The sequence below is a fragment of the Paraburkholderia jirisanensis genome (assembly GCF_054782355.1).
Map to the genome: position 1 here is coordinate 156,746 of NZ_BAAGSQ010000029.1, position 24,095 is coordinate 180,840.

24 protein-coding genes and 1 pseudogene are annotated in these 24,095 nt (G+C 64.4%); 10 read left to right on the top strand and 15 right to left on the bottom strand.

What is annotated here, in order from left to right:
• Positions 1-15: 15 nt before the first annotated feature.
• From ACYVNQ_RS26445 to ACYVNQ_RS26460, 4 genes are all read right to left on the bottom strand, one after another.
• On the bottom strand, positions 16-249 hold the full coding sequence (locus ACYVNQ_RS26445; RefSeq protein WP_460906395.1) for a Fis family transcriptional regulator: 234 nt from the start codon (positions 247-249) through the stop codon (positions 16-18).
• A complete protein-coding gene (gene dusB, locus ACYVNQ_RS26450; RefSeq protein ID WP_460906397.1) occupies positions 246-1,310 on the bottom strand; it encodes a tRNA dihydrouridine synthase DusB in 1,065 nt (354 codons plus the stop codon). The genes ACYVNQ_RS26445 and dusB overlap by 4 nt, the downstream gene beginning before the upstream one ends.
• A gap of 307 nt (positions 1,311-1,617) precedes the next feature.
• Positions 1,618-2,865 (bottom strand): UbiH/UbiF/VisC/COQ6 family ubiquinone biosynthesis hydroxylase, encoded by a 1,248-nt coding sequence (locus ACYVNQ_RS26455; RefSeq protein ID WP_460906399.1) that lies wholly within the window; start codon positions 2,863-2,865, stop codon positions 1,618-1,620.
• Between the two features lie 11 nt (positions 2,866-2,876).
• The gene (locus ACYVNQ_RS26460; protein WP_460906401.1) at positions 2,877-4,307 is read right to left on the bottom strand and encodes an aminopeptidase P N-terminal domain-containing protein; all 1,431 of its coding nucleotides are present in this window, start codon (positions 4,305-4,307) and stop codon (positions 2,877-2,879) included.
• A gap of 220 nt (positions 4,308-4,527) precedes the next feature.
• On the opposite strand from ACYVNQ_RS26460, the gene ACYVNQ_RS26465 reads away from it, so the two are divergent.
• Positions 4,528-5,154: a glutathione S-transferase N-terminal domain-containing protein gene (locus tag ACYVNQ_RS26465; protein WP_460906403.1), complete on the top strand. Its 627-nt coding sequence runs from the start codon at positions 4,528-4,530 to the stop codon at positions 5,152-5,154.
• 109 nt (positions 5,155-5,263) lie between these two features.
• On the opposite strand, the gene ACYVNQ_RS26470 is transcribed toward ACYVNQ_RS26465, so the two are convergent.
• The 3 genes from ACYVNQ_RS26470 to ACYVNQ_RS26480 all read right to left on the bottom strand — a co-directional run bounded on the left by ACYVNQ_RS26470 (position 5,264) and on the right by ACYVNQ_RS26480 (position 8,651).
• On the bottom strand, positions 5,264-6,874 hold the full coding sequence (locus tag ACYVNQ_RS26470; RefSeq protein WP_460906405.1) for an FMN-binding glutamate synthase family protein: 1,611 nt from the start codon (positions 6,872-6,874) through the stop codon (positions 5,264-5,266).
• Between the two features lie 137 nt (positions 6,875-7,011).
• The gene (gene mnmA / locus ACYVNQ_RS26475; protein ID WP_460906407.1) at positions 7,012-8,157 is read right to left on the bottom strand and encodes a tRNA 2-thiouridine(34) synthase MnmA; all 1,146 of its coding nucleotides are present in this window, start codon (positions 8,155-8,157) and stop codon (positions 7,012-7,014) included.
• A 17-nt stretch (positions 8,158-8,174) separates the two neighbouring features.
• The gene (locus tag ACYVNQ_RS26480) at positions 8,175-8,651 is read right to left on the bottom strand and encodes an NUDIX hydrolase (RefSeq protein WP_460906409.1); all 477 of its coding nucleotides are present in this window, start codon (positions 8,649-8,651) and stop codon (positions 8,175-8,177) included.
• Between the two features lie 234 nt (positions 8,652-8,885).
• Between ACYVNQ_RS26480 and ACYVNQ_RS26485 the strand changes: the two genes are divergently transcribed.
• The 3 genes from ACYVNQ_RS26485 to ACYVNQ_RS26495 all read left to right on the top strand — a co-directional run bounded on the left by ACYVNQ_RS26485 (position 8,886) and on the right by ACYVNQ_RS26495 (position 11,913).
• The gene (locus ACYVNQ_RS26485; protein WP_460906411.1) at positions 8,886-10,031 is read left to right on the top strand and encodes a Re/Si-specific NAD(P)(+) transhydrogenase subunit alpha; all 1,146 of its coding nucleotides are present in this window, start codon (positions 8,886-8,888) and stop codon (positions 10,029-10,031) included.
• Positions 10,032-10,099: 68 nt separating this feature from the next.
• A complete protein-coding gene (locus tag ACYVNQ_RS26490; protein ID WP_460906413.1) occupies positions 10,100-10,456 on the top strand; it encodes an NAD(P) transhydrogenase subunit alpha part 2 in 357 nt (118 codons plus the stop codon).
• 2 nt (positions 10,457-10,458) lie between these two features.
• On the top strand, positions 10,459-11,913 hold the full coding sequence (locus ACYVNQ_RS26495) for an NAD(P)(+) transhydrogenase (Re/Si-specific) subunit beta (RefSeq protein ID WP_460906415.1): 1,455 nt from the start codon (positions 10,459-10,461) through the stop codon (positions 11,911-11,913).
• Between the two features lie 279 nt (positions 11,914-12,192).
• Here the strand turns inward: ACYVNQ_RS26495 and ACYVNQ_RS26500 are convergent, their stop codons facing one another.
• The 3 genes from ACYVNQ_RS26500 to ACYVNQ_RS26510 form a co-directional block, all read right to left on the bottom strand.
• Positions 12,193-12,768 carry a flavodoxin family protein gene (locus tag ACYVNQ_RS26500; protein ID WP_460906417.1) on the bottom strand — a complete coding sequence of 192 codons (576 nt, stop codon included), beginning with the start codon at positions 12,766-12,768 and terminating at the stop codon, positions 12,193-12,195.
• Between the two features lie 99 nt (positions 12,769-12,867).
• Positions 12,868-13,623, bottom strand: coding sequence for an ATP/GTP-binding protein (locus ACYVNQ_RS26505; protein ID WP_460906419.1), 756 nt, complete (start codon positions 13,621-13,623; stop codon positions 12,868-12,870).
• A complete protein-coding gene (locus ACYVNQ_RS26510) occupies positions 13,624-14,670 on the bottom strand; it encodes an AvrD family protein (protein ID WP_460906421.1) in 1,047 nt (348 codons plus the stop codon).
• Between the two features lie 266 nt (positions 14,671-14,936).
• Here ACYVNQ_RS26510 and ACYVNQ_RS26515 point away from each other — a divergent pair, with 266 nt between their 5' ends.
• On the top strand, positions 14,937-15,716 hold the full coding sequence (locus ACYVNQ_RS26515) for a helix-turn-helix transcriptional regulator (protein ID WP_460906423.1): 780 nt from the start codon (positions 14,937-14,939) through the stop codon (positions 15,714-15,716).
• 125 nt (positions 15,717-15,841) lie between these two features.
• Here ACYVNQ_RS26515 and ACYVNQ_RS26520 read toward each other — a convergent pair whose 3' ends face one another.
• The gene (locus tag ACYVNQ_RS26520; RefSeq protein WP_460906425.1) at positions 15,842-17,134 is read right to left on the bottom strand and encodes a THUMP domain-containing class I SAM-dependent RNA methyltransferase; all 1,293 of its coding nucleotides are present in this window, start codon (positions 17,132-17,134) and stop codon (positions 15,842-15,844) included.
• A 188-nt stretch (positions 17,135-17,322) separates the two neighbouring features.
• Between ACYVNQ_RS26520 and ACYVNQ_RS26525 the strand changes: the two are divergent.
• Together ACYVNQ_RS26525 and ACYVNQ_RS26530 are read left to right on the top strand one after the other, a co-directional pair.
• Positions 17,323-17,672, top strand: a pseudogene (locus tag ACYVNQ_RS26525) (type II toxin-antitoxin system RelE/ParE family toxin).
• Between the two features lie 34 nt (positions 17,673-17,706).
• A complete protein-coding gene (locus ACYVNQ_RS26530; RefSeq protein ID WP_460906427.1) occupies positions 17,707-17,997 on the top strand; it encodes a Fis family transcriptional regulator in 291 nt (96 codons plus the stop codon).
• A 105-nt stretch (positions 17,998-18,102) separates the two neighbouring features.
• Here ACYVNQ_RS26530 and ACYVNQ_RS26535 read toward each other — a convergent pair whose 3' ends face one another.
• From ACYVNQ_RS26535 to ACYVNQ_RS26550, 4 genes are read right to left on the bottom strand one after another with little or no spacing between them, the layout of a single operon-like run.
• Positions 18,103-18,843 (bottom strand): PqiC family protein, encoded by a 741-nt coding sequence (locus tag ACYVNQ_RS26535; RefSeq protein WP_460906429.1) that lies wholly within the window; start codon positions 18,841-18,843, stop codon positions 18,103-18,105.
• Entirely contained in the window at positions 18,840-20,483 is a 1,644-nt protein-coding gene (locus ACYVNQ_RS26540) for a PqiB family protein (protein ID WP_460906431.1), read from the bottom strand. The genes ACYVNQ_RS26535 and ACYVNQ_RS26540 overlap by 4 nt, the downstream gene beginning before the upstream one ends.
• The gene (locus tag ACYVNQ_RS26545; RefSeq protein WP_460906433.1) at positions 20,476-21,183 is read right to left on the bottom strand and encodes a paraquat-inducible protein A; all 708 of its coding nucleotides are present in this window, start codon (positions 21,181-21,183) and stop codon (positions 20,476-20,478) included. Before ACYVNQ_RS26545 ends, ACYVNQ_RS26540 begins: the two co-directional genes overlap by 8 nt.
• Before the next feature lie 7 nt (positions 21,184-21,190).
• Complete coding sequence (locus ACYVNQ_RS26550) at positions 21,191-21,871, bottom strand: paraquat-inducible protein A (protein ID WP_460906435.1); 681 nt, start codon at positions 21,869-21,871, stop codon at positions 21,191-21,193.
• Positions 21,872-22,253: 382 nt separating this feature from the next.
• Here ACYVNQ_RS26550 and ACYVNQ_RS26555 point away from each other — a divergent pair, with 382 nt between their 5' ends.
• The 3 genes from ACYVNQ_RS26555 (at position 22,254) to ACYVNQ_RS26565 (ending at position 24,078) form a co-directional block, all read left to right on the top strand.
• Entirely contained in the window at positions 22,254-22,814 is a 561-nt protein-coding gene (locus tag ACYVNQ_RS26555) for a cytochrome b (protein ID WP_460906437.1), read from the top strand.
• Positions 22,815-22,828: 14 nt separating this feature from the next.
• Entirely contained in the window at positions 22,829-23,404 is a 576-nt protein-coding gene (locus ACYVNQ_RS26560) for a YceI family protein (RefSeq protein WP_460906439.1), read from the top strand.
• Positions 23,405-23,499: 95 nt separating this feature from the next.
• Complete coding sequence (locus ACYVNQ_RS26565; protein WP_460906440.1) at positions 23,500-24,078, top strand: YceI family protein; 579 nt, start codon at positions 23,500-23,502, stop codon at positions 24,076-24,078.
• Positions 24,079-24,095 lie beyond the last annotated feature (17 nt).

Here is a 24,095-nt window from a genome sequence, read left to right on the forward strand (position 1 = left end):
GTGGCGGGGCGCGCGCTACAGCAACCCGTGCTGTTGCAGCTTTTTGCGCAGCGTATTGCGGTTGATGCCGAGATATTCGGCTGCCAGCGACTGGTTGCCGCCGGCCTGCTCGAGCACCACCTCGAGCATCGGTTTTTCGACGCACGCCATCACCATTTCGTAGACGTCGTGCGGATTGGAGCCGTCGAGATCCTGGAAATACACATCCAGGCTATCGCGGACACATTGTTCGATATTGTGCTTGCTCATGCTGCTAATCGGTCGGATTGGTCCGGGTCGCCGTTGTTATTGACATCTTCGTCGACGTACACAAGGCGGTCGGAAACCGCCTTCTGCTCGTCGAAAAATTGGTTGACAGCGAGCAACTGCTCGCGCGTCGTGTCCAGCGTGTTCATCCGATGACGGAACGCGTTGGCGCCGGAAAGGCCGCGAGTGTACCAGCCGATATGCTTACGCGCAGTACGTACGCCGGTAAATTCCCCATAAAACGCGTAGTGGTCCTCCAGGTGATCGTTCATCACCTGCTGGATTTCGTCGATACGCGGCGCCGGCAGCAGGGCGCCGGTCTGCAAAAAATGCTCGATCTCGCGAAACAGCCACGGGCGCCCCTGCGCTGCGCGGCCGATCATGATTGCGTCTGCGCCGGTGGCGGCGAGCACGTCGCGCGCTTTGTGCGGCGACGTAATGTCGCCGTTCGCCACGACTGGAATTTTCACGGCGGCCTTCACCGCGGCGATGGTTTCGTACTCGGCCGCGCCGTGATACAGGTCGGCGCGCGTGCGGCCGTGCACGGTCAGCATTGAAATGCCCGCAGCCTCGGCAAGATGTGCAACGGTGAGCGCATTCCTGTTTTCGCGATCCCAGCCGGTGCGGATCTTCAGCGTAACAGGCACCGCGTCGGGGCCAATGCCGACCGCGTTCACGACTGCTTCGACGATACGCTGCACGAGCGGCTCGTTTTGCAGCAGCGCCGAACCGGCCGCGACGTTACACACTTTCTTCGCGGGGCAGCCCATGTTGATGTCGATGATCTGCGCGCCGTTTGCGACGTTGTAGCGTGCCGCCTCGGCCATCATCTGCGGATCGGCACCGGCGATCTGCACCGCGATCGGCTCGACCTCGCCCGTGTGGTTCGCGCGGCGCATGGTTTTTTCGCTTTTCCACAGCTGCGCGTTCGATGCCACCATTTCGGACACCGCGTAGCCCGCGCCCAGGCGCTTGCAGAGCTGACGGAAGGGCCGGTCCGTGACCCCGGCCATCGGGGCGACGAACAGGTTGTTACGCAAATTGTGTGAGCCGAGAACGGGCATAGCGACGCAAAACGGGTGCAAGGCGGATGCAAAACGCGTGCAAAACGCGTGGATAAGCCGCTGCATCAGGTAATCCTGACACAGCAGTGAGAACCGCAAACCGCGAAGGGAAAGTTTCTATTTTAACGTTAACGGCTCAACGCAACGACAGTTGAGCCTGCGGCACGCCGTTAAATCTTCTATGAAAGTCCGTTGGGTCATAGAAGACCACGAGAAGACCACGAGAAGACCGTGAGACGACCGCGCGAAGACCAAAAGAAGACGAACACTGTCGTGTCCATTTGCAGGACCCGTGCGCGAACCAGCATTAACGACGTTGTCCGAACATCATCTGCCGCGCGAGCGCCGTCTTCACCGGCGGCACGAACTCCAGCGCGGCAAGCGCAAGCCCGCGCAGCGTGCCCAATGCCGGCAAGTCGACTGTAAACAAACGCGCGAGCGTGTCGGTTGCGCCGATCGTCAGCCGCCGGTCTAGCGCGCGCTTTTGTGCGAATGCGGCGAGCGCGAGCGGCGTCGCGCCGAACTGCGACAGCGCGTCGGTCAGCGCGTGCGCGTCGCGCAGGCCCAGGTTGAGCCCTTGGCCCGCCACCGGGTGCAGTGTCTGCGCCGCATTGCCGACCGCAACAACGCGGCCCTTGACCAGTGCATCCACACTATTGAGGCCAAGCGGAAAGGCCGCGCGCCCCTTGATCTGCGTGAACTGTCCCATGCGTTCGCCGAACGCAATGCCGAGTTCGCACAGAAACGCATCGTCGGACAATTCGGCGCGGCGCGCAGCTTCTGCCGGCGTACAGCACCAGACGAGCGCGTAATCCGCACCGCGCACGCCACCGAGCGGCAGCAGCGCAATCGGGCCTTGCGAGGTAAAACGCTCCCACGCCACGTGCGGTCGCGGTGCCGATACGGTTACCGTACCGACCAGCGCGGTTTGCCCGTAATCGCGCGAGCCGCCTGCGCGCGCCTGCTGTTCATGAAACAGCCCGCCTTCTGCGCTGACCAGAATGCGGGTGCGCAGCGTACGCGTCACATGGCTGTTTTCGATGCGCAGCGTAACGCCGTCGTTTTCCTGTACCGGCGGCTGCGCGGTAGTCGACTTGAACCAATGCACCGATGTTGCACGCACCGCTTCAGCCAACGCGTGCACGACCGACCCATAGCGCAGCACATAGCCGAGCGCGGGCAGTCCGTGTTCCGCATGTTCGATCAGCGTGCGCCCGAAGTGGCCTCGCTGCGATACGTGTATGCGCTGGATGGCGGTGGCGTCCGCGGGCCAGCGCAGCGGCTCGAGGATCATCCGGCTGCCGTGCGAGACCGCGATGGCCCGCGGGTCCGACACGGCGTCTTCCGGTTCGCGTGCGTCGATCAGCGCGACCGACAGCGCGCGCGTGGCGCTGCGTCGCGCGAGCCAACCCGCGAGTGCGAGCCCAACCGGCCCCGCGCCGACGATCGTCACGTCGAAGTCGAACGGCTGGCCCGTGGCGTCTGTGCGCGAGACGGCGTCGGGGCGAGGTGCGTCGACTGCCGAAGCGGCATCGGTTTGCTGTGTGCGATCCATGCCTGGCATGCTCATGCGCTACGCGGCGCGGCCGCACCAAGGTCTGCACGCCCATCGCGCATCAGCGCCTCGATCTCGTCGGCGGCCACCGGCACATCGCGCGTGAGCAGTTCACAGCCGGTGCCGGTGACGACCGCGTCGTCTTCGATGCGAATGCCGATGTTCCAGTATTGCTCCGGCACATCCTCGGCCGCGCGGATATACAGGCCGGGTTCGATCGTCAGCGTCATCGACGGCGCGAGCGTGCGTGACGGCTGCAGGCCCTGCGCGTCGGGCGGCACGCTGCGTTCGCGATAGTCGCCGCAATCGTGAACGTCCATGCCGATCCAGTGGCCGGTGCGATGCATGTAAAAGCGCGCGTACGCACGCTCGGCAATCACGTCGTCGACACTCGAAAAGCGCTCGCGGGCGATGATGCCCGTGTCGAGCAGCCCCTGCGCGAGCACCCGCACGGCTGCTTCATGTGGCGCATCGAAGCTCGCACCGGCGCGCGTCGCGTCGATGGCGGCCTGCTGCGCGGCGAGCACGATGTCGTACAACTCGCGCTGCGCGGCGCTGAAGCGCCCGTTGGCGGGAAAAGTGCGCGTGATGTCAGACGCATAGCCGTCCAGTTCGCAGGCGGCGTCGATCAGGATCAGATCGCCGTCGCGCGCGATCGCGTTGCCGGCCGGGTAATGCAGGACGCACGCATTCGCGCCTGCCGCGACGATCGAGCCATACGCCGGCGCCTGTGCGCCATGCTTGCGAAACGTATAGAGCAGCTCCGCTTCCAGTTCGTACTCGCGCATGCCCGGCCGGCACGCAGCCATCGCACGGCGATGCGCCAGCGCGGAGATCTGCGCGGCGCGCCGCATCACCGTGAGTTCATGGTCGTCTTTGACGAGCCGCATTTCATCGAGCAGCGGCAGCAGGTCATGCACGGTGGTCGGCGCCTGCACGCCGCTGCGCGCCCGCACACGCACCGCGTCCAGCCAGCTGCGCACCTGCGCGTCGAGCTCTGCCGACGCACCGAGTGCATAGTGCAGTGCCGGCTTGTCGGCAATCATGCGTGGCACATGCGTATCGAGTTCGTCGAACGGGAAGGCCGCGTCGAAGCCGAATGTATCGCGCGCACCCTCGGGGCCGAAGCGGAAGCCTTCCCAGGTTTCGCGCTCCGCATTCTTCGCGCGGCAGAACAGAATCGCCTCGGGCTCGCCTGCCGCCGCGCTCGCGTCGAGCACGAGCAGCGCCTCGGGTTCGGTAAAGCCGGTCAGATAGTAGAAGTAGCTGTCGTGCCGGTACGGATAGTCGGCGTCACGGTTGCGCAGCACTTCGGTGGCGGTCGGCACGATCGCCACGCCGCCGCCCGCCGCGCGCAGTGCGGCGAGTACGCGCGCGCGGCGCTGACGGTAGATGGCGACGGCCGCTGTCAGATCGATGGAGGGTTCGGTAGGCAGGTTCATCGTGCGATTGTAGCGCTCAATGCGCAATGGTTTGCGGCCGCGCCGCGTGCATCGCCGGCCGTTCGGACAAGGGTAGCGCGCCCGAGCGCCAGTGCGCGCGTCGGCTCTGTTGCAATCCGCCCACAAGCCGTACCGGCGGGACTCGCCAGAAGCCGCCATGCCAGTTGAAATGGCGCCATTCCACGTATACTTTCGCCCAGTTCAAGAAAAGGCAGATGTGATGAAACTCATCGGTTCGTTGTCGAGCCCATTTGTCCGCAAAGCGCGGATCGTGCTCGCCGAGAAAAAAATCGACTATAAGCTGGTGCTCGAAAACGTCTGGGCCGACGACACTTCGATCCACACCTTCAACCCGCTTGGCAAGGTGCCGTGCCTCGTCATGGACGACGGCGAGGCGGTGTTCGATTCGCGGGTGATCTGCGAATACGTCGATACGCTGTCGCCGGTCGGCAAGCTGATTCCGCAGCCGGGCCGTGAACGCATCGAAGTTCGCTGCTGGGAAGCGCTGGCGGACGGCATGATGGATGCGGCGGTGCTGGTACGCATCGAGGGCGTGCAGCGCGAGGCCGGTGAACGCAGCGAAAAGTGGCTCACGCGGCAGCGGCGCAAGGTCGACGAGGGTCTCGTCGCGATGTCGCAAGGCCTCGGCAGCAAGACCTGGTGCGCAGGCAACCACTATACGTTGGCGGACATCGCCGTCGGTTGTGCGCTCAGCTATCTGGATTTCAGAATGCCCGATCTGAACTGGCGCGAGCACCATCCGAGTCTCGACAAGCATTACCAGAAGCTGTCGCAACGCCAGTCGTTCATCGACACGGCGCTGACCGATACCGCGCCGGCCAACTGAATATCGCGCAGGGCTGGCGGGTAGGCAGGCTGCACGGCCTGCCGCTATGCGTGCTCGCCGCCCAGTCCTTTCGCATAACGCGTCAAGCCGCAACCCGCCGCAACCCGCCTCAAGCCGCGACGCTCGTCACTTCGGGCGTGAACGAATCGCTGCGCGCCACCGGCCACCATTTCTCGTACAGCGTGTAGCGATAGTTGCCGTTCAGCAGATCGCCGGGTTCGAGAAACTTCAACAGGTCGCACATCAGCCGGACTTCATAAGACGACACGCGCCGCACGATATGATGCGGCCGCAGATCGGACGGGTGCATCAGGCCAGTGGCCTGCACGATTTCCTTCAGCGCGTGCAGCGTGTTGTGATGGAAGTTGAACACGCGGTCGGACTTGTCGGTCACGATCAGCGCGCGCTGCCGCACCGGGTCCTGGGTGGCCACGCCGGTCGGGCAGCGGCCGGTATGACAGTGCTGCGCCTGAATGCAGCCCACCGCAAACATAAATCCGCGTGCCGCGTTGACCCAGTCCGCGCCGATCGCCAGCGTCTTCGCGATATCGAATGCGGTGATCATCTTGCCGCTCGCGCCGATGCGGATCTTGTCACGCAGCCCGATGCCGACGAGCGTATTGCGCACCAGCAGCAGGCCTTCCTGCAGCGGCACGCCGATATGATCGGTGAACTCGAGCGGCGCGGCGCCGGTGCCGCCTTCCGCGCCATCGACGACGATGAAGTCCGGCAGGATGCCGGTTTCCAGCATCGCTTTCGCAATGCCGAAGAACTCCCACGGGTGGCCGATGCACAGCTTGAAGCCGGTCGGCTTGCCGCCCGACAGCGTGCGCAGCCGCTCGACGAAGGCGAGCAGTTCGCGCGGCGTCGAGAACTCCGAGTGCGTCGCCGGCGAAATGCAGTCGCGGCCCATCGGCACGCCGCGCGTTTCGGCGATTTCCGGTGTGATCTTCGCGGCCGGCAGCACGCCGCCGTGGCCGGGCTTCGCGCCTTGCGACAGCTTGATTTCGATCATCTTCACCTGCGGTTCGCGCGCCTGCTGTGCGAACTTGTCGGCGTTGAAGGTGCCGTCGTCGTTGCGGCAGCCGAAGTAACCCGATGCGATCTCCCAGATGATGTCGCCGCCATGCTCACGGTGATGCTTCGACATCGAGCCTTCGCCGGTGTCGTGCGCGAAATTGCCTTTCTTCGCGCCGAGGTTCAGCGCACGGATCGCATTTGCGGACAGCGAGCCGAAGCTCATCGCGGAGATGTTGAAGATCGACATCGAGTACGGCTGCGCGCGCGTATCGCCGACGACGATCCGGAAGTCGTGGTTATCGAGCCTGGTCGGCGCGAGCGAATGGCTGATCCACTCGTGGCCGACCGCCTTTACGTCGATCTCGGTGCCGTACGGGCGGCTGTCCGTTTCATTCTTCGCGCGTTGATAGACGATGCTGCGCTGCGCGCGCGAGAACGGCTTTTCCTCGGTGTCGTCTTCGACGAAGTACTGGCGGATCTCCGGCCGGATGAACTCGAACATGAAGCGGAAGTGGCCCCACAGCGGGTAGTTGCGCAGGATCGCATGGCGCTGTTGCAGCAGATCCGATGCGCCGAGCCCGACCAGCAGCGCGGGCACGATCAGCCACAGCCACGAGATGCGATCGAGTGCCGCCAGCAGCGCGCAGGCCGCCGCGAGCAGCACCACGCACCACATCGCCAGATAACGTCGAGAGAACATGGGGACTCCGTTGCTTTTTTGAGTTCACCGCGACGGGATCGCCCACATCGGTGCGGACGGAATTCGCTGCGGGTTGATGACTGACGGACAGGCTTTTCCTTGCGTACGGCCAGCCAGCGAGCCGTACCGCGCGTTTTTCAGCGCGCCGCCAGCGCTGCTTGCCGCACGTCGCTGCCGGCGGCGTGCTGCGCGGTGGCCGCGTGTTCGATGATGCCGCCGCCGAGACAGATGTCGCCATCGTAGAGCACCGCGGATTGCCCCGGTGTGACAGCCCATTGGGCGTCGTCGAAGTGCAGCGAGAAGCGTTCCGGCGCAACCTCGGCGTGGCCGAAATGGCACGCCGCGTCGGCTTGCCGATAGCGGGTCTTGGCGCCGCAGGCGAAGCCCTCGGACGGTGCGTGGCCGGCCACCCAGCTGGTATTGCCGGCGCTCAGCGTTTCGCTGAGCAGCCACGGGTGGTCGTGGCCCTGCGCGACGAACAGCGTGTTCGATGCGATGTCCTTGCCGGCGACGAACCATGGCTCGCCGCTGCCTTCCTTGCTGCCGCCGAGACCAATGCCCTTGCGCTGGCCGAACGTATAGAACGCAAGACCGATATGCTCGCCGACGGTTTTCCCGTCGGTGGTTTTCATCGGCCCCGGTTGGGTCGGCAGATAGCGGTTCAGGAACTCGCGGAACGGCCGCTCGCCGATGAAGCAGATGCCGGTCGAATCTTTCTTCTTCGCGTTTGGCAGACCGATCTGTTCGGCGATTTCACGCACTTTGGTTTTCGGAATCTCGCCGAGCGGGAACAGGGTTTTGGACAGCTGCGCCTGGTTGAGCCGATGCAGAAAGTACGACTGGTCTTTCGTGTGGTCCTTCGCTTTCAGCAGTTCGAAGCGGCCGTCGATCTCGCGCACGCGCGCGTAGTGGCCGGTCGCGATGGTTTGCGCGCCGAGCGACATCGCGTGGTCGAGGAAGGCCTTGAACTTGATTTCCGCGTTGCACAGCACGTCCGGGTTCGGCGTGCGGCCGGCCGAGTACTCGCGCAGGAATTCGGCGAAGACGCGGTCTTTGTACTCGGCGGCAAAGTTGACCGCCTCGACGTCGATGCCGATCAGATCGGCCACCGAAACCACGTCGATCCAGTCCTGCCGGGTCGAACAGTATTCGCCGTCGTCGTCGTCTTCCCAGTTCTTCATAAAAAGGCCGACCACGTCGTAGCCCTGTTCTTTCAGCAGCCATGCGGTGACCGACGAATCGACGCCGCCCGACATGCCCACTACGACTTTCTGCTTGCTCATGCTTGTGCCTGACTTCTTTATCGGGGAGGCCCGACCGAATGCGTGTGCACCAGGTCGAGCGGGAAACGCCGGCCCGCGAGGTAATCGTCGACGGAGCGCATCACCAGCGGCGAGCGATGCCGCTCGGGACACGCACGCAGTTCATCGGCGCTCATCCACAGCGTGCGGACAATGTCCGGGTCGAGCGCGCGGTTTTGCGCGTCGGCGACCGTGCCGCAATAGGTGAAACGCACATAGGTGACGCCTTCGCTGTCCGCGCGGCCGAAGTGCGTCATATAGACGGCGATCAGCGCGTCGGGCGTGAACGGATGCGCGGTTTCCTCGAGGGTTTCGCGGGAGACTGCGTCGACGAGCGTTTCGCCGCGCTCGAGGTGCCCGGCCGGCTGGTTGAGGCGCAGCCCGGCCGAAGTGTGTTCCTCGACGACGAGAAAGCGCCCGTCGCGTTCGACCACGGCGGCGACCGTTACATGCGGAGCCCACGTTTCCGGTTTCATGGGGCTGCATTTTACCGGTTATGAGCTTTCGCCGCCCGGGTGCACCGATAGCCGACGCGCCGGGGCCGCCTGTCACGCCGATGAGGCCGCAGAGCCCTGCTGGGCGGGGATCCCGCACAAATATCGATTTGGTCGCGGGTTTTGGTTAAAGTGACGCGGTAGCCGTTGCATTTGCAAGCCGGCGTTGCCCTCGTCGGCGAGTCTGTCTAACAAGAAAGTCGAGGAGAGTTCACGATGCACATCGGAGTGCCAGCCGAGACGCGCCCCTACGAAACCCGCGTGGCCGCAACGCCGGAGACGGTGAAGAAATACGTGTCGCAGGGTCACCAGGTGACGGTGCAAAGCGGCGCTGGGGTGCGCGCCAGTTTTCCGGACGACGCCTTTACCGCCGTCGGTGCGCAGCTCGCCGATGCCGCCACTGCGTTTGCCGCCGAACTGGTCCTGAAGGTCCAGTCTCCGACCGAGGCCGAGCTGCCGCTGATGAAGCGCGGTGCGACGCTGGTCGGCATGCTCGATCCGTTCAATGCAGAAAACGCTGCGCGCCTCGCGGCTGCGGGTGTGACTGCCTTCGCGCTCGAAGCCGCGCCACGCACCACGCGTGCGCAGAGTCTCGACGTTCTATCGTCGCAGGCGAACATCGCGGGCTACAAGGCGGTGCTGCTCGCTGCCGACCTGTACCCCCGCTTCATGCCGATGCTGATGACCGCCGCGGGCACCGTGAAAGCGGCGCGCGTACTGATCCTCGGCGCGGGCGTCGCGGGTCTGCAGGCGATCGCCACGGCTAAACGTCTGGGCGCCGTGATCGAAGCGTCGGACGTGCGTCCTGCCGTGAAAGAGCAGATCGAATCGCTCGGCGCGAAATTCCTCGACGTGCCCTACGAAACCGACGAAGAACGCGAAGCGGCCGTCGGCGTGGGCGGCTACGCGCGACCAATGCCGCCGTCGTGGCTCACGCGCCAGGCGGCGCTGGTGCACGAGCGCGCGAAACAGGCGGATATCGTGATCACCACCGCGCTGATCCCGGGCCGCGCCGCGCCCACGCTGATTTCCGCGGAAACGGTCACGGCGATGAAACCCGGCTCGGTGCTGATCGACCTCGCCGCAGGTCGCGGCGCGGAGGCCGACGGCCGGCGCGGCGGCAATTGCCCGCTCACTGAAACCGACCAGGTGGTCACGAAACACGGCGTGACGCTGGCCGGCTATACGAACCTCGCGGCAATGGTGCCGGCCGACGCGTCGTCGCTGTACGCGCGCAACCTGCTCGATTTCCTCAAGCTGATCGTCACGAACGAAGGGGCGCTGAACATCGATCTGGCCGACGACATCGTCGCGGCCACCCTGCTCACACGAGACGGCGAACTCGCACGCAAGGCTTCGTAAAGCCTCGCAAAGCGTCCCGCGGCCCGCTCAGGCCCTCAGGACGCCTTCACGCACAAGGAGAAATGGCAATGGAAGTCATCAACCACACGGTGATCAACCTGATCATCTTCGTGCTGGCGATCTACGTCGGCTACCACGTCGTCTGGAACGTCACGCCGGCACTGCACACACCGCTGATGGCGGTGACCAACGCGATCTCGGCGATCGTGATCGTCGGCGCAATGCTGGCGGTCGGGCTGACGGTGGGCGGCACCGGCAAGTTCTTCGGCACGGTGGCGGTGGCGCTCGCGGCGGTCAACGTGTTCGGCGGGTTTCTGGTGACAAGACGGATGCTCGAGATGTTCAGGAAGAAAGAACCTAAGAAGCTCGCAGGCGCAGCCGCAGGCAAGCTCGCAGCCCCCGGCGGCAAGCAGGAGGGCGCATAAAAATGAGCATGAACCTCGTGACGCTGCTGTACCTGATCGCGTCGGTCTGCTTTATCCAGGCGTTGAAAGGCCTGTCGAACCCGAAAAGCGCACGCGCCGGCAACCTGTTCGGCATGGTCGGTATGGCGATCGCGATCGTCACGACCATCGCACTGATCCTCAAACAGGCGGCCGGCCTCGGCTCGAATCTCGGGCTTGGCCTCGGGCTGCTGTTCGCGGCGCTGGTAGTGGGCGGGGCGATCGGCGCGTTCGTCGCCGCGCGCGTCGAGATGACCAAGATGCCCGAACTGGTCGCCGCGATGCACTCGCTGATCGGTCTGGCAGCGGTGTGCATTGCGTATGCGGTGGTGTCGGAGCCGTCGGCGTTCGGGCTGGTCGATCCGGACAATCCGGTCCCGGGTTTCCTGCCGTACGGTAACCGCATCGAACTGTTTATCGGCACGTTCGTCGGCGCGATCACGTTCTCCGGTTCGGTGATCGCGTTCGGCAAGCTGTCGGGCAAATATAAGTTCCGGCTGTTCCAGGGCGCGCCGGTGGTGTACGCGGGCCAGCACATGATCAACCTGCTGCTCGCGCTGGCGATGCTCGGCTTCGGGATCCTGTTCTTCCTGACGCAGTCCTGGCTGCCGTTCATCATCATGACGCTGATCGCGTTCGTGCTGGGCGTGCTGATCATCATCCCGATCGGCGGGGCGGACATGCCGGTGGTGGTGTCGATGCTGAACTCGTACTCGGGCTGGGCGGCCGCGGGCATCGGTTTCTCGCTGAACAATGCGATGCTGATCATCGCGGGCTCGCTGGTGGGCTCATCGGGCGCGATCCTGTCGTACATCATGTGCCACGCGATGAACCGCTCGTTTTTCAACGTGCTGCTGGGCGGCTTTGGCGGGGAAGCCAGCGCCGCGGCCACAGGCGGCGCGACCGAGCAGCGGCCGGTGAAGGCGGGCTCGGCCGAAGACGCATCGTTCATGCTGGGTAATGCGGAGACGGTGGTGATCGTGCCGGGCTACGGGCTGGCGGTGGCGCGCGCGCAGCATGCGCTAAAGGAGCTGACCGACAAGCTGGTGGAGAAGGGCATCGACGTGCGCTACGCGATCCACCCGGTGGCGGGCCGCATGCCGGGGCACATGAACGTGCTGCTGGCGGAGGCCGAAGTGCCGTACGACCTCGTGTTCGAAATGGACGACATCAACAACGAGTTCGGCCAGACCGACGTGGTGCTGGTGCTGGGCGCGAACGACGTGGTGAACCCGGCGGCGAAGACCGATCCGAAATCGCCGATCGCGGGCATGCCGATTATCGAGGCGTACAAGGCGCGCACCGTGATCGTCAACAAGCGCTCGATGGCGGCGGGTTACGCCGGGCTCGACAACGACCTGTTCTACATGGACAAGACGATGATGGTGTTCGGCGATGCGAAGAAGGTGATCGAGGATATGGTGAAGTCGGTGGAGTGATCGCGGTGCGAGGCGGCTGGCCGTCGTGGCGGGAGGATATCCGCTGCGTCGCCTGCCTCCCGCCGTTCAGCCGAACCACCTCAGCCGAGCCACCCCTGGTTGCGCCACATCGGACCGCGCTGTCAACTGGGCCCCACTGCCTCATCCTGCTAATTGCTGTAGTAGCGCGCGGCCAACATCGGTGCGGCCGCGCGTCCAGTAACAAACAGCAAGGCAAAAGCGCGCGGCCCAACACCCGCTACCCATGTCTACGCCGGTCGCCACGCGTTGGTTAATGCGTCAACGCACCCCATAAGTTAGCCGATGCACGATATCGGCGACCTGTTTGCCGAGATGCTCCGCCGTGTCGCGGTCCGCCTGCGGCGGCGCGACGTCCGCGCCCTGATCGGCGTTAGCTTGTGCCATCGCGCCGAGAAACCCACCAACCCGGTTCAGATCGCTTGGCGAGCCCGCGCTCGTACAGTTTCCCGGCATCATGCCGAGCGGCGCCCACAGCATGGAATGCTGCGCAGCGAAAATCGCCATCTGCACCAGCGTATTCAGCTTGTCGCCGCTCCAGCACGCCGAGCAGGTGAAGCCTGCCGCGACCTTGTTACGCCAGCCTTGTTTCAACCATACGCTAGCGGTCGAATCCATGAATTGTTTGAATTCGGCCGGCACGTTGCCCATGAAGGTCGGCGCGCCGAATATGATCGCCTCGGCTGCATCGAGTATGTGTGCATGCTCGCTTGCCGCATTGACCGGAATCAACACGGCCTCGGTGCCCGCGTTCGACACGATGCCGCGCTTGACAGCTTCGGCAAGCACGGCGGTATGGCCGCTGTTGCTTTGGAAAACGATGGCCACTTTAGGCATAAAAGACTCCTTGTTCTTCGGAATGGATGATTGAGTGAATGGGTGAGTGAACGGGCAAAAGCAGAGAGCCCGCTGCACCTCGCATGGCAGCCGGCCTGTTTACAACCTGCTTAACTGCCGCAGCACACGGCGTGGCCAGTTCATGTCGCGGCGCCACGCAGCATGTTTCTCCAGTGCCTCGTGCTCGACGCGAAGCGCGTTTGCCTGCGCGAGCGCAAGCGCTTCGGCGACGCTGCGCGTCGGTAACCATCCGTAGCGGTTGACGATCTGCGCGAGCCGGGATTCGACGGTGCCGCTGACGACATGAACCGGAATCCGCAGGCGTTGCAATGTATCGAGCAGCATCTGCTCGGTAAGCCGCCTGAACGGTTCGGATACCGGACGATGCCCGTCGTCGCGCAACGGAAACTCGATCGGCAGGTGAATGACCTCGTCGTACGCGGACTTTGCGTGCGCTTCGACTGCATGGATGAGCCGGTCAAACACGCGCCGATAGGTGCGCCGGGCGCTCGCTTGCGTGGCATGCAGCAAGCTTCGCGTGATGGGGCCGTGCGCGGGATTGACGCCGGTATCCAGCCTGGCGCGCGCGTAGATCCACTCGTGCAGGCACGAGCCATCGGAAATGAACGGGCTGCCGCATGCCTGCTCGGCGGCAACGCGTTCCTTGAAGCGCCACAAGCAGAGTTCCATCAGCTCGGCGAGACCGCACTCCTCGAGCACTTTGCCGGGCAACGCCTCCGGCAGGATTTCGCGCATCGTGCGTGCATGAGTGCGGCGAATGCCGGTCAAATAGGCCAGCGCATCGGTGAGCGTGGTCTTGCCAGTCGAATACGTGCCGGAGATGACAATGCGCATTTAGCTGCGCTCCGTCGTGGCAGGCGCGGCGTGCGCGCCGTTTAGCTTGTGCGCGAACGTGAAGGTCGCGCCGAGCGGACCGAGGCGGCACAGAAAACGGTACACCGACCATAGATCCCCGCCCAGGCATTGGCGCTTATGGTTCAGCGTGCGCAGCTCGATCAGTTGAGGCTCGCACACCTTGCAGTGCGCGGCGGCGGCGATCCTGAAGTCGCGCATCCACAGCGTGTTGCTGTGCACGCGCGGGATACGGTCGGTTCGATAAATGATGGCCTGCGCGAGCTGCGCACTGGCGAGCACGAATTCGACATACGACAGCAGGCGGTAGCCCGGCGCCGTCGGGCCGAACAGCACTTCCGCGCTGGCCCGCAAGCCGGCGCGGTCGAGCAGCACGTGCTGCAGGTCGATATGGTGCGTGCCCGCGACGGCAAGCCGGCCGGCATCGGCTTGAGGGCCTGCTGACGCGAGCGGGTCTGTTTGCTGCGCAGTGCGCTCGCTCTTCAACGCACCGCTGTGTGCGATTTCCACCACCATCTGCATCACGCCGATGCGCAGTTGCAGTGCGGTGTTTAGGCCGTATGGAGAGCTGCGGTCCTTGTTTGGCGCGGTGCCGAGGCTGCGTATCGTGAACGGCAGTGCATCGAGGTATTCGTCCGGTACGGCGCCGCTTTTGACCTCGCAATGGGTTAGCAGCGGCGCAGGATGGCCCTGCTGCGTGGTGAACGCGTGATGCAGCGCCCACTCGGAGAGCGTGGCGCCCAGGTAGACCGCGTCGACGGTCGACAGGTGAGGCGAGATCCGGTTTTGCGGTGCCTTGACGGACCAGTCCGGCGGATACCGCACGCAGAGCGATCCGTCGGCAAGCAACGGTTCGCTGGCCGCGACATCGACTTTTGCGCAATAGCGCACGCGTTGAAATCCGCTGCCGAAATAGCGCGACTCGCGTGCGCCGAGAATGGCATCGATATGCGGGAAGTAATCGTTGTCTATTCCGAACAGCGCAGGATCGATCAAGCGGGATGCAAACGATTGCGGGCCACGGTCCATGCATGCCTCTCACGGGTTCAACTGAAACTGGAGCGGCACTAGTTTCGGCTGAGCGTCGCATGATTTCCATACTCCACCCGGAGTATTGGCAAAGCGATTGCCGATGGCTGATGCTCACGAATAACGTGACGATTCGGCATCCTCATTGGGACGTTTCTGATTTGGCTTTTCCTCAATACCACGCAGAATATTTCGGCTCCAGGCTGGCCGGTCGAGCGCAACAGCGCCGATGACAAACCAGCGTGCTCGTATTCGAGGGAAATTCGATGGAAGACGACAGATACAGTGAAAACGCGAGTCGGGACGACTTCGCGAAATGGGTCGGCGGCTGGTTGTCCGAGCTGATACCTTATCGCGGCGCCGTGTTCGGTATAGCCGAGAAATGCACACTCGGTGTCAAGATTCTGGATACGCTCGCCATCGACCTGCCGCCTCTCTATCTGCAACAGGTCACCGCTCACGCTGAAGTCGGCTGCCCGGTGCTGTCGCACTGGCTGCTGGTGCGCCGACCGCAATATGTCGAAGCCGGTGCGATCGGCGAACCGGCTGCGCTACTCAGGCAGTTCGGTTTGCGCAATGTGCTGCTGCATGGTCATGTCGATGTGCAGCGGGCCGTGGCGTCGTATTTCGCGCTTTTCAACGTGCGCGATGCGGCGCATGCGCAATGGGACACGCTTGCCGACCCTATCGCGCGCCGCCTGCATCACGCGGTGCTGGCGTGGCACGATGGGCCGGCTGTGACGGGCGCAGCTGCATCGGCCGTTGCAACTGCCGAGACGCTTACCCGCGCCGCGGGCGCCGGCACCCCGCGCGGGCATGCGGCGAGCGCATTGCCGTTGACGCCCGCCGAACAAGGGGTGTTCCGCTGGCTGCGCGAGGGTAAGACCAACTGGGAAATCTCGCGCATTCTGAACAAGAGCGAATGGACGGTAAAAACCCAGGTCCAGCAGATCCTGCGCAAGCTGGACGCACCGAGCCGCCGCGACGTAATGGCCGTTTATCGGCACGGCGCGGCAGGCGCAGATGCCATCGAACAAGCAGGGTAGGCGGGCCACGCGCAGCAATGATGGCGGGCTACTACCGCCGCGCATGCACCCGTAGCCGGACGTGGCCGTCAATTTCTTGCGGTCGAGGTTTGCGCCACGACGCGATCAACGGGCCGGCAGCTCGCTCAGTCTTGTGCCGCGTCGCCGTTTGCGGGCCGCGACTTCACGCTGCCCGCCACCAGGTCGAAACGGAACAACCGGCATTCGAGCGCGCCGTTATACAGCGGCGTCTTCGTGGATTCGCGCAGCCGCAACTGTCCGGGCAGCTTGCGATCGGAAGTCAGGATGAAGGCGTGCCAGCCGGTGAAGCGCTGCTTCAACGCATCGCCGAGCGCGTGGAAGAACTCGCTGTCGGGCGTGTCGGTGTGGCTGCGGCGAAAGCTGTCGTCGTCGCGCGACTCGCGGCCGGTTGAACGGATTTCGCCACGCGGCCCACGCCCGCGTACCTCGATGCGCTCGCCATACGGCGGATTCGCGACGAGAATGCCCGCGCCGCCCGACGGCGGCGTCATGCCGCGCGCGTCGAGCTGTTTGAGCGGCAAGCCGGTCAGGCCCGCGCGCGCCAGATTCGCACGCGCCTTGTCGAGCACGTCGCCGGAGATGTCGCTGCCGAAGATCTGCAGATCTTCGCTGCGCGCTGCACGGGCGGCACGCTTCGCGTCCTGGGCGGCAACCTTCAGCGTTTGCCATGCGTTGACGTCATACTGCTTGAGCTTCTCGAAGCCGAACCGCCGTTCGACGCCCGGCGCCACGTGCAGCGCGACCTGCGCGGCTTCGGCGAGGAAGGTGCCGCTGCCGCACATCGGGTCATACAGCGGTGTGCCGGGGGTCCAGCCAGTCAGACGCAGAATGCCGGCCGCGAGGTTTTCGCGCAGCGGCGCCGCGCCCTTGTCGAGCCGCCAGCCGCGCTTGAAGAGCGGCTCGCCGGACGTGTCGAGGTACAGCGTGCAATCGGTGGCCGTCAGAAACGCGAAGACGCGCACGTCCGGTGCACCGGTGTCGATGCTCGGGCGCGCGCCGCTCACGTCGCGCAGGCGATCGCAGATGGCATCCTTCACGCGCAGCGTCGCGAACTCGAGGCTGCGCAGTGGCGACTTGATCGCGGTGACGTCCACCCGCAGCGTTTCGTTCGCCGAAAACCACTGCTCCCAGTGCTGCTCCAGCGCGAGCGCATAGACGTCCTGCTCGTTGCGGTACGGCCGCGCGGCGATTTTCAGCAGCACGCGGCTAGCGATACGCGAATGCAGGTTAGCGGCCATGCCGGCGGCCCAGCCGCCGCGAAAATGCACGCCGCCCGGCACTTGCGCACCGGTGTCGAACGGCGCGCCGTTCAGGTGGCGCGCGGCGATTTCCGCAAGTTCGGCGGCGAGCGTGGCTTCAAGGCCACGCGGACAAGGGGCGAAAAAATCGAAGGACATTGAGCGTGCCGGGAAGGGGCGTGGAACAAGGCGCCATTGTACGCGCTGGGGTGGCGCACCGAGACGAGATCGGCGGATTGACGGTGACTGTGGCCCCAGTTTTTGCAGAAGCGCGTACAAACGGCATACTCGCGCAAACGTACCAAATTTGGTACAATTTCGTTGGTTTGGTTTTTTTGCCTGCGCCTATGGTCCAACTCGTCGCCGTTCTCGGCGTCCGCTTTTTTCGAACCGCAACCGGCAATGAGCCGGTCCGTGACTGGTTAAAGGAGCTCAACCCTCAAGACCGTAAGACAATCGGTGAAGATATCAAGACAGTACAGTTTGGTTGGCCGCTCGGCATGCCGTTAGTGCGGAAGATGAACCGGGATCTATGGGAAGTGCGCGTCAGTTTGCATAAGCGAATTGCGAGAATTCTGTTCACCGTGGTCGACCTGGAGATGATCCTGCTACACGCATTCATCAAAAAATCGCAGAGCACGCCGAAGAGGATTTAGGCTTGGCAAAGGACCGATTGCGAGAACTGCGCAGCCTATAGTGTGAAGTCGAAGTTTCTACACAAGGAGTGTGTCGTGGCAAACAGGCACATCGGATCGAATTTCGATGATTTTCTTGCCGAAGAGAAAGTGCTGGAAGAGGTAACCGCGGTAGCGATCAAACGTGTGATCGCGTGGCAGATCGCGCAGGAGATGAAGGCACAGCACATCACGAAGACGATGATGGCAAGCCGCATGAAGACTAGTCGCTCGGCTTTGAATCGCTTGCTGGACCACGATGACACGAGCCTGACGCTTGCTACGCTTGCCAGTGCCGCAGCGGCACTTGGCAAGCGCTTTCGCTTCGAATTGACGTCGGCGAACTGATGTCGGCATAGGCATGCCGAGCAGAAGAGCAGCGGGGCGATGCTGGCGTGCTGCGGTAGTGTTTACCTACGGCTTGATTCGACACACGCAACGGCGCCCCTCCCCTTAGCCACCGGCCCCCGCCCCAGCTGCCCCCGGCGCCCCCGCCGAAGCAGCCGGGCAGGCCGGCGCCGCGCCTTTCGCCGGCGCAGCCGCGAGCGCGCGCACAGCGGCCGAGATCTGCGTCGCGATCTGCCTGACCGCGCGCCGATGTCCTTCGGCGAGCGCATCGTACCCGCCACTGACCGGCTGGCTAACCACGCTGCGACAGGTCAGCACCGCCTGCGTGCGCACCGACCGCACGCTCCACACCGCGTCGATCAGCGCATGCGAGCCGGGCCACGACTCGAACCGCTGCACATTGACGCTGATCCGGTACACCGGCACACGGTCCGGATAAGGCGTGCCGTACACATCGAAGGTGCCGAGCTGCTGCGTCAGCCCATTCGACAGCGCGCGGCGGATCTCGTCGCCCGGCAGCGAGGCCCAGCGTTCTTCTTCGAGCACGCGCACCTGGGTTTCGCCGGTCTGCACCACCAGCTGGTTTTTCGCGACCTGCGGCGGCACATCGACCGGCGGCACTTCGATCAGAAACGCCGGATTCGCCACCGTCGCGATCGGCTGCGCCGACGTATCGCCGGCACTCAGCGTATAGAAGCGGCTCGACGGCGAAGAACAGGCCGCGAGCGCCAGCGCCATCAGCCCAAGCGCGGCACCACGGCCAGCGGCGCGCGCCGCGGCCGGCATGCCACGAGCCGCCGCGCCATGCGGCTTACGCAACGAACGGGTGAGCCACGCAAACGTCATTTGTTATCTCCTGATTTTCCGCGCACCAGCGATTCGGGGTGACGCTCCAGATAGTCCGCGAGCGCGTTCAACGATTGCAGCGTGCGGGTCAGTTCGGTGAGTGCCTGGTGCACATCGGATTGCAGCGGCGAATCCTGTTGCAGCGTGGACTGCGCCGTGCCGAACGTCTGCTTGGCCGCGTTCAGCGTATCGCGCGCTTGCGGCAGCACTTCGGTATCGAGCTTCGTGAACAGCTTGTCGGCGTTTTGCAGCGCGCCGTTCAGGTTCGCGCCGATCTGGTCGAACGGAATCTTGTCGAGCTTCTTCGCGATGTCGGCGATCTGCAGCTGCAGTTCGTCGAGCGTGTTCGGAATGGTCGGCAGTTCGAGCGGATCGCGCGACGCATCGACGATCGCCTTCGGCGCGTTCGGGAACATGTCGAGCGCGACGTACAGCTGGCCGGTGATCAGGTTGCCGGTGCGCAACTGGCCGCGCAGCCCGTGCTTGACCAGCGCCTCCAGCAACGCGTGGCCTTCCTGCGTGTCCTGGGCCGGCATGGCTTCGCCGGTGCGCTTGCGCAGCCGGTCCGGATACAGGTTCATGGTCACCGGCATCGTGAAGTTGCGCGCCTTCGGATCGTATTCGACGCCGATATTCGTCACCTGGCCGAGCACGATGCCGCGGAAGTCCACCTGCGCGCCCACCGACAGCCCACGCAGCGACTGGTTGAAGTTCATCACCACGCGTACCGGTTCGCCGTCCGGCTCGTGCATCGCGTCGGTTTCGTCGGAGGCGAGGCGGAACGTCATGTTGTTCGGCGCCTGCACGCCGACCGCCTGGCCTGGCGGCGACTGGAACGCGAGACCGCCGACGATCACCGTCGCGAGCGATTGCGTGTTCAGCTTGAAGCCGCCCGAATCGAGCCGCAAATCGACGCCGCTCGCATGCCACCAGCGCGAGTTGGTGCCGACGTACTGGTCGAACGGCGCGCTGACGAACACCTGCAGCGTGACGCCGGTGCCATCCTTGTCGAGCGAGAAGCCGGTCACCTGGCCGACTTGCACGCGCCGGTAGAACACCGGCGAGCCGATGTCGAGCGAGCCGAGCGACTCGCCGCGCAGCGTGAACTGCCGGCCCTTCTGGTCGACCGTGACCGCAGGTGGCGATTCGAGCCCGACGAACTCGGTTTCCGATTCGGTCGAGCGCCCGCCGTCGACGCCGATATACGAGCCCGACAGCAGCGTGCTCAAGCCGGTCACGCCGCTCGCGCCGATGCGTGGCCGCACCACCCAGAAACGGCTGTCTTTCACCGCGAAGTCTTCGGCTTCCTTGGTCAGCTGCACGTACACCATCACGCGCGAGTGATTTTTCGCGAGCTTGATGGTCTTCACGTAGCCGATGTCGACGTCCTTGTACTTGACCTTGGTCTTGCCCGGCTCGAGCCCTTCCGCCGAGCTGAAGCTGATCGTGATGGTCGGCCCTTTCTCGTAGATCGACTGGATCACCAGCGCGACGCCGATCAGCGCGGCGATCAGCGGAATCACCCATACCAGCGACGGCAGCCAGCGGCGGCGCGCGTCGATATCGGGTTCGGGCAGCGGGGGCGGTCCCGGCGGGTCCTGGCGCGGCGCGTCGGGCGTCGGGTCTTGTGGCCTATTCATGTGCGGGGTCCTGGGAAGAGGGAGTGATGCTGTCCGCGCCGGGCACGGGTTCGCGAGACGGCGCAGGCGCCGGTGGGGGCGCGGCGGTGTCGAAGGGGTCCCAGATCAGACGTGGATCGAATTGCATCGCGGCGAGCATCGTCAGGATCACCACCGAGCCGAATGCGAGCGCACCCGGCCCCGCGGTGATCTCGGCCAGCGACTTGAAGCGCACCAGCGCGACCGTCATCGTCACGACGAAGATGTCGAGCATCGACCAGCGGCCGATCCGTTCGACCAGCCGGTACAACGAAGTGCGCTCGTGCGGCCGCCAGCGCGAGCGGCGCCCTGCGGTCAGCGCCAGCAGCACCAGCACCGACAGCTTCAGCATCGGCACCAGAATGCTGGCGACGAACACGATGATCGCCAGCGGCCAGTCGCCCGAGGTCCAGAAGAACACCACGCCGCTCATGATCGTGTCGTCTTCGTTGCCGACCAGCGACGTGGTGTGCAGCACCGGCAGCAGGTTCGCCGGAATGTACAGCACGACGGCCGCGATCAGCAGCGCCCACGTGCGCATCAGGCTGTCCGGATTGCGCCGGTGCAGTACCGCGCCGCAGCGGCTGCAGCGCTGCGGGTCGATCGAGTGCACGTGTTGCTGCACCAGCGCGCACGCGTGGCACGCAACGAGGCCGGCGCGCCTGGCCGTCAGATATTTCATCGTGGGCTCATCCGCGGCGCGGCGCCGTCGATGGCGCGGGCGCAGGCGGCCCGGCCACGCGCTGCGTCTGGCGCGCGCGATGCCGCGTCAGCGTGTCGGCGATGTCCCACAGCGTGCGCGGATCGAAGGTCACCACCACCGCGAACATCAGCGTCAGCACGCCGAAAGCAAACAGCGCGGCCTCCGGCACGACGCGCGCGACACCGGTCATTTTGACGATCGTCACCAGCACGCCGAGCATGAAGACTTCGATCATGCCCCACGGCCGCACGAACTGGATCGCGCGCAGCAACTGGTTGAACGCGGGCGGCACGAAGCCGGCGCGCACCGACAGCAGCAGATACAGCAACGCGCAGAGTTCGATCAGCGGAAACAGCGTGGTCGAGCAGAACACCATCACCGCGACGATCTGCATGTTCTCCGACCACAGCTGCCCGACCGCGCTGAGCAGGCTCGCCTGGGTGGTGATGCCGTTGGTTTCGAGCTCGATAATCGGAAAGCCTTGCGCGATCAGGAACGTTATCAGCGCGGCGAGCGTCATCGCGCAGATCGCGTCGAGCCGCCCCGACGTGCTGCCGTACAACACCGCCTTGCAGCGTGGGCAACGCGCGAGGCGGCGCCGGCCGAGCCGCGGCTTCTGAAACAGCGCATCGCATTCGTGACATGCAATCAAACGGTCATGTTCCATGCGTAGGCAGCTGAAAACGTTGAAGGAAGGGCGTGAGCCGCGCGTCGCCGGCCGCGCGCGGCCGGCCTTGAGCGGCGTAAAAACCTGGCCACATAGTATCAAAGGCGCATCGCACGCACCCATCAGGCCGGCCCAGCCCGGCAGCCTTGCGATTGGCGTTTTTCCGTTGGGCGCTCAGCGTCTCCCGGAGTTCGGCGCGTGGCTCAGCGAAGTAGCAAAATCCAGGCCGCAGCAATGAGCGTCTGCGCGCGGCGCGCCGGGTGGAGTAGCATGGCGGCGAGGTCTCTCGTGCCGTCGATTGTTTCGCAATGCGACATGCATCGTTGGGAATATCGGCGGCCGCTGTTTCGTTTCACGCTTACCCTTCGCGCGGAACCCTGACATGGCACATCCTGCCCCGCTTGCCACGCCCACGCCTTACACACGCACGGCCATCGCGTTTCATTGGCTGATTGCGCTGCTGATCGTCTGCGGCTTTTCGCTCGGTTGGGTGATGACCGACATCCCTGGCTTTACGCCGACCAAGCTGCGCTATTTTTCCTGGCATAAATGGATCGGCGTGACAGTGTTCGCGCTCGCGGTGCTGCGCACCCTGTGGCGCGCGACCCATGTCGCGCCGCCGCTGCCGCCCGGCATGCCCGCCTGGCAGCGCGGCGCCGCTCATGCGACGCATCTGCTGCTGTACGCGCTGATGCTGCTGATTCCGGCTTCGGGCTATCTGTATAGCTCGGCGGCCAATGTGCCGGTGGTCTATCTCGGCCTCGTGCCGCTGCCGCGCCTGATCGCCCCCGATCCGACGCTGAAGGTCGTGCTGAAGACCGTGCACATCGGCCTGAACTACACGCTGCTGGTGCTGGTCGTGCTGCATATCGCGGCGGTGCTCAAGCATCAATGGCTGGACCGCGATGGGCTGCTGGCGCGGATGATCCCTTTTCTCAAATGACTCCAAGGACAACCATGAAGGCTTCGTTGCAACGCAGGATGCTGGCCGCATGCAGCGTGCTTACGGCAGTTGCGCTGGGCACGTTCTCCGGCAGCGCGCTCGCGCAGATCGATACCGCTCAAAGCACGCTGACCGCGACCTCGAAGCAGATGAACGTGCCGGTCGAAGGCAAGTTCGGCAAGTTCTCCGCGCAGGTGGCATTCGACCCGGCGAAGCCGGCCGCCGGCACCGTGCAGGCAAGCGTCGACATGACCAGCTACGACCTCGGCGACGAGTCCTACAACCAGGAGGTGCGCGGCAAGGAATGGTTCGACACCAAGACGTATCCCAATGCGACCTTCGTTTCCAGCGCGATTGCGCCGGCCGGCCCGAACCAGTTCAACGTGACGGGCAAACTGACCATCAAGGGCAAGTCGCAGACCGTCGTCGTGCCGGTCAAGATGAGCGGGCAGGGCGCCGCGCATACCTTCGACGGTGCGTTGACGATCAAGCGCCTGCAGTTCGACATCGGCACCGGCGAATGGAAGGACACGTCGACTGTGGCTGACGATATCGTGATCCGGTTTCACATCGTCGGCGCAGCGAAGTAGTGCAGTAACGCGGTAGTGCAGCAGCATCGCGACGTAGCAACGCAAACAGCCGGCACGGTGCGAGCGTGCACCGTGCGTTGATCAAGGAGAACAAGATGAGGAAGACATTGCTGGTCGCCGCGGGCGTGCTCGCGGCCTGCATCTCGTTTGACGCGGCCGCGGCCGATACGTATCAACTCGATCCCAACCACACGTTCCCGAGCTTCGAGGCCGATCACCTCGGTGGCATATCGGTATGGCGCGGAAAATTCACCAGATCGTCGGGCACGGTGACGCTCGATCGCGCGGCGAAAACCGGCACTGTCGACGTGACCGTCGATACGTCATCGATCCAGACCGGCAACGCGAAGCTCGACGATCATCTGCGTTCCGACGAGTTGCTCGACGTCGCCAAATATCCGACGGCGGTTTATAAGGGCACGCAGATTTCGTTCGACGGCGACAAGCCGGTCGAAGTGACCGGCACCTTCACGTTGCACGGCGTGACCAAACCGCTGACGCTGAAGGTCGAATCGTTCAAATGCATGCAGCATCCGATGCTCAAGCGCGAGGTCTGCGGCGTCGATGCGACGGCGAAGTTCGATCGCGCGGATTACGGCATCGGGCTCGGCCAGAAGCAGGGCTTCAATATGGCGACGGTGCTGCATATTCAGGCGGAAGGGATCAAGCAGTAGCCCGGTTGACTCCCCGC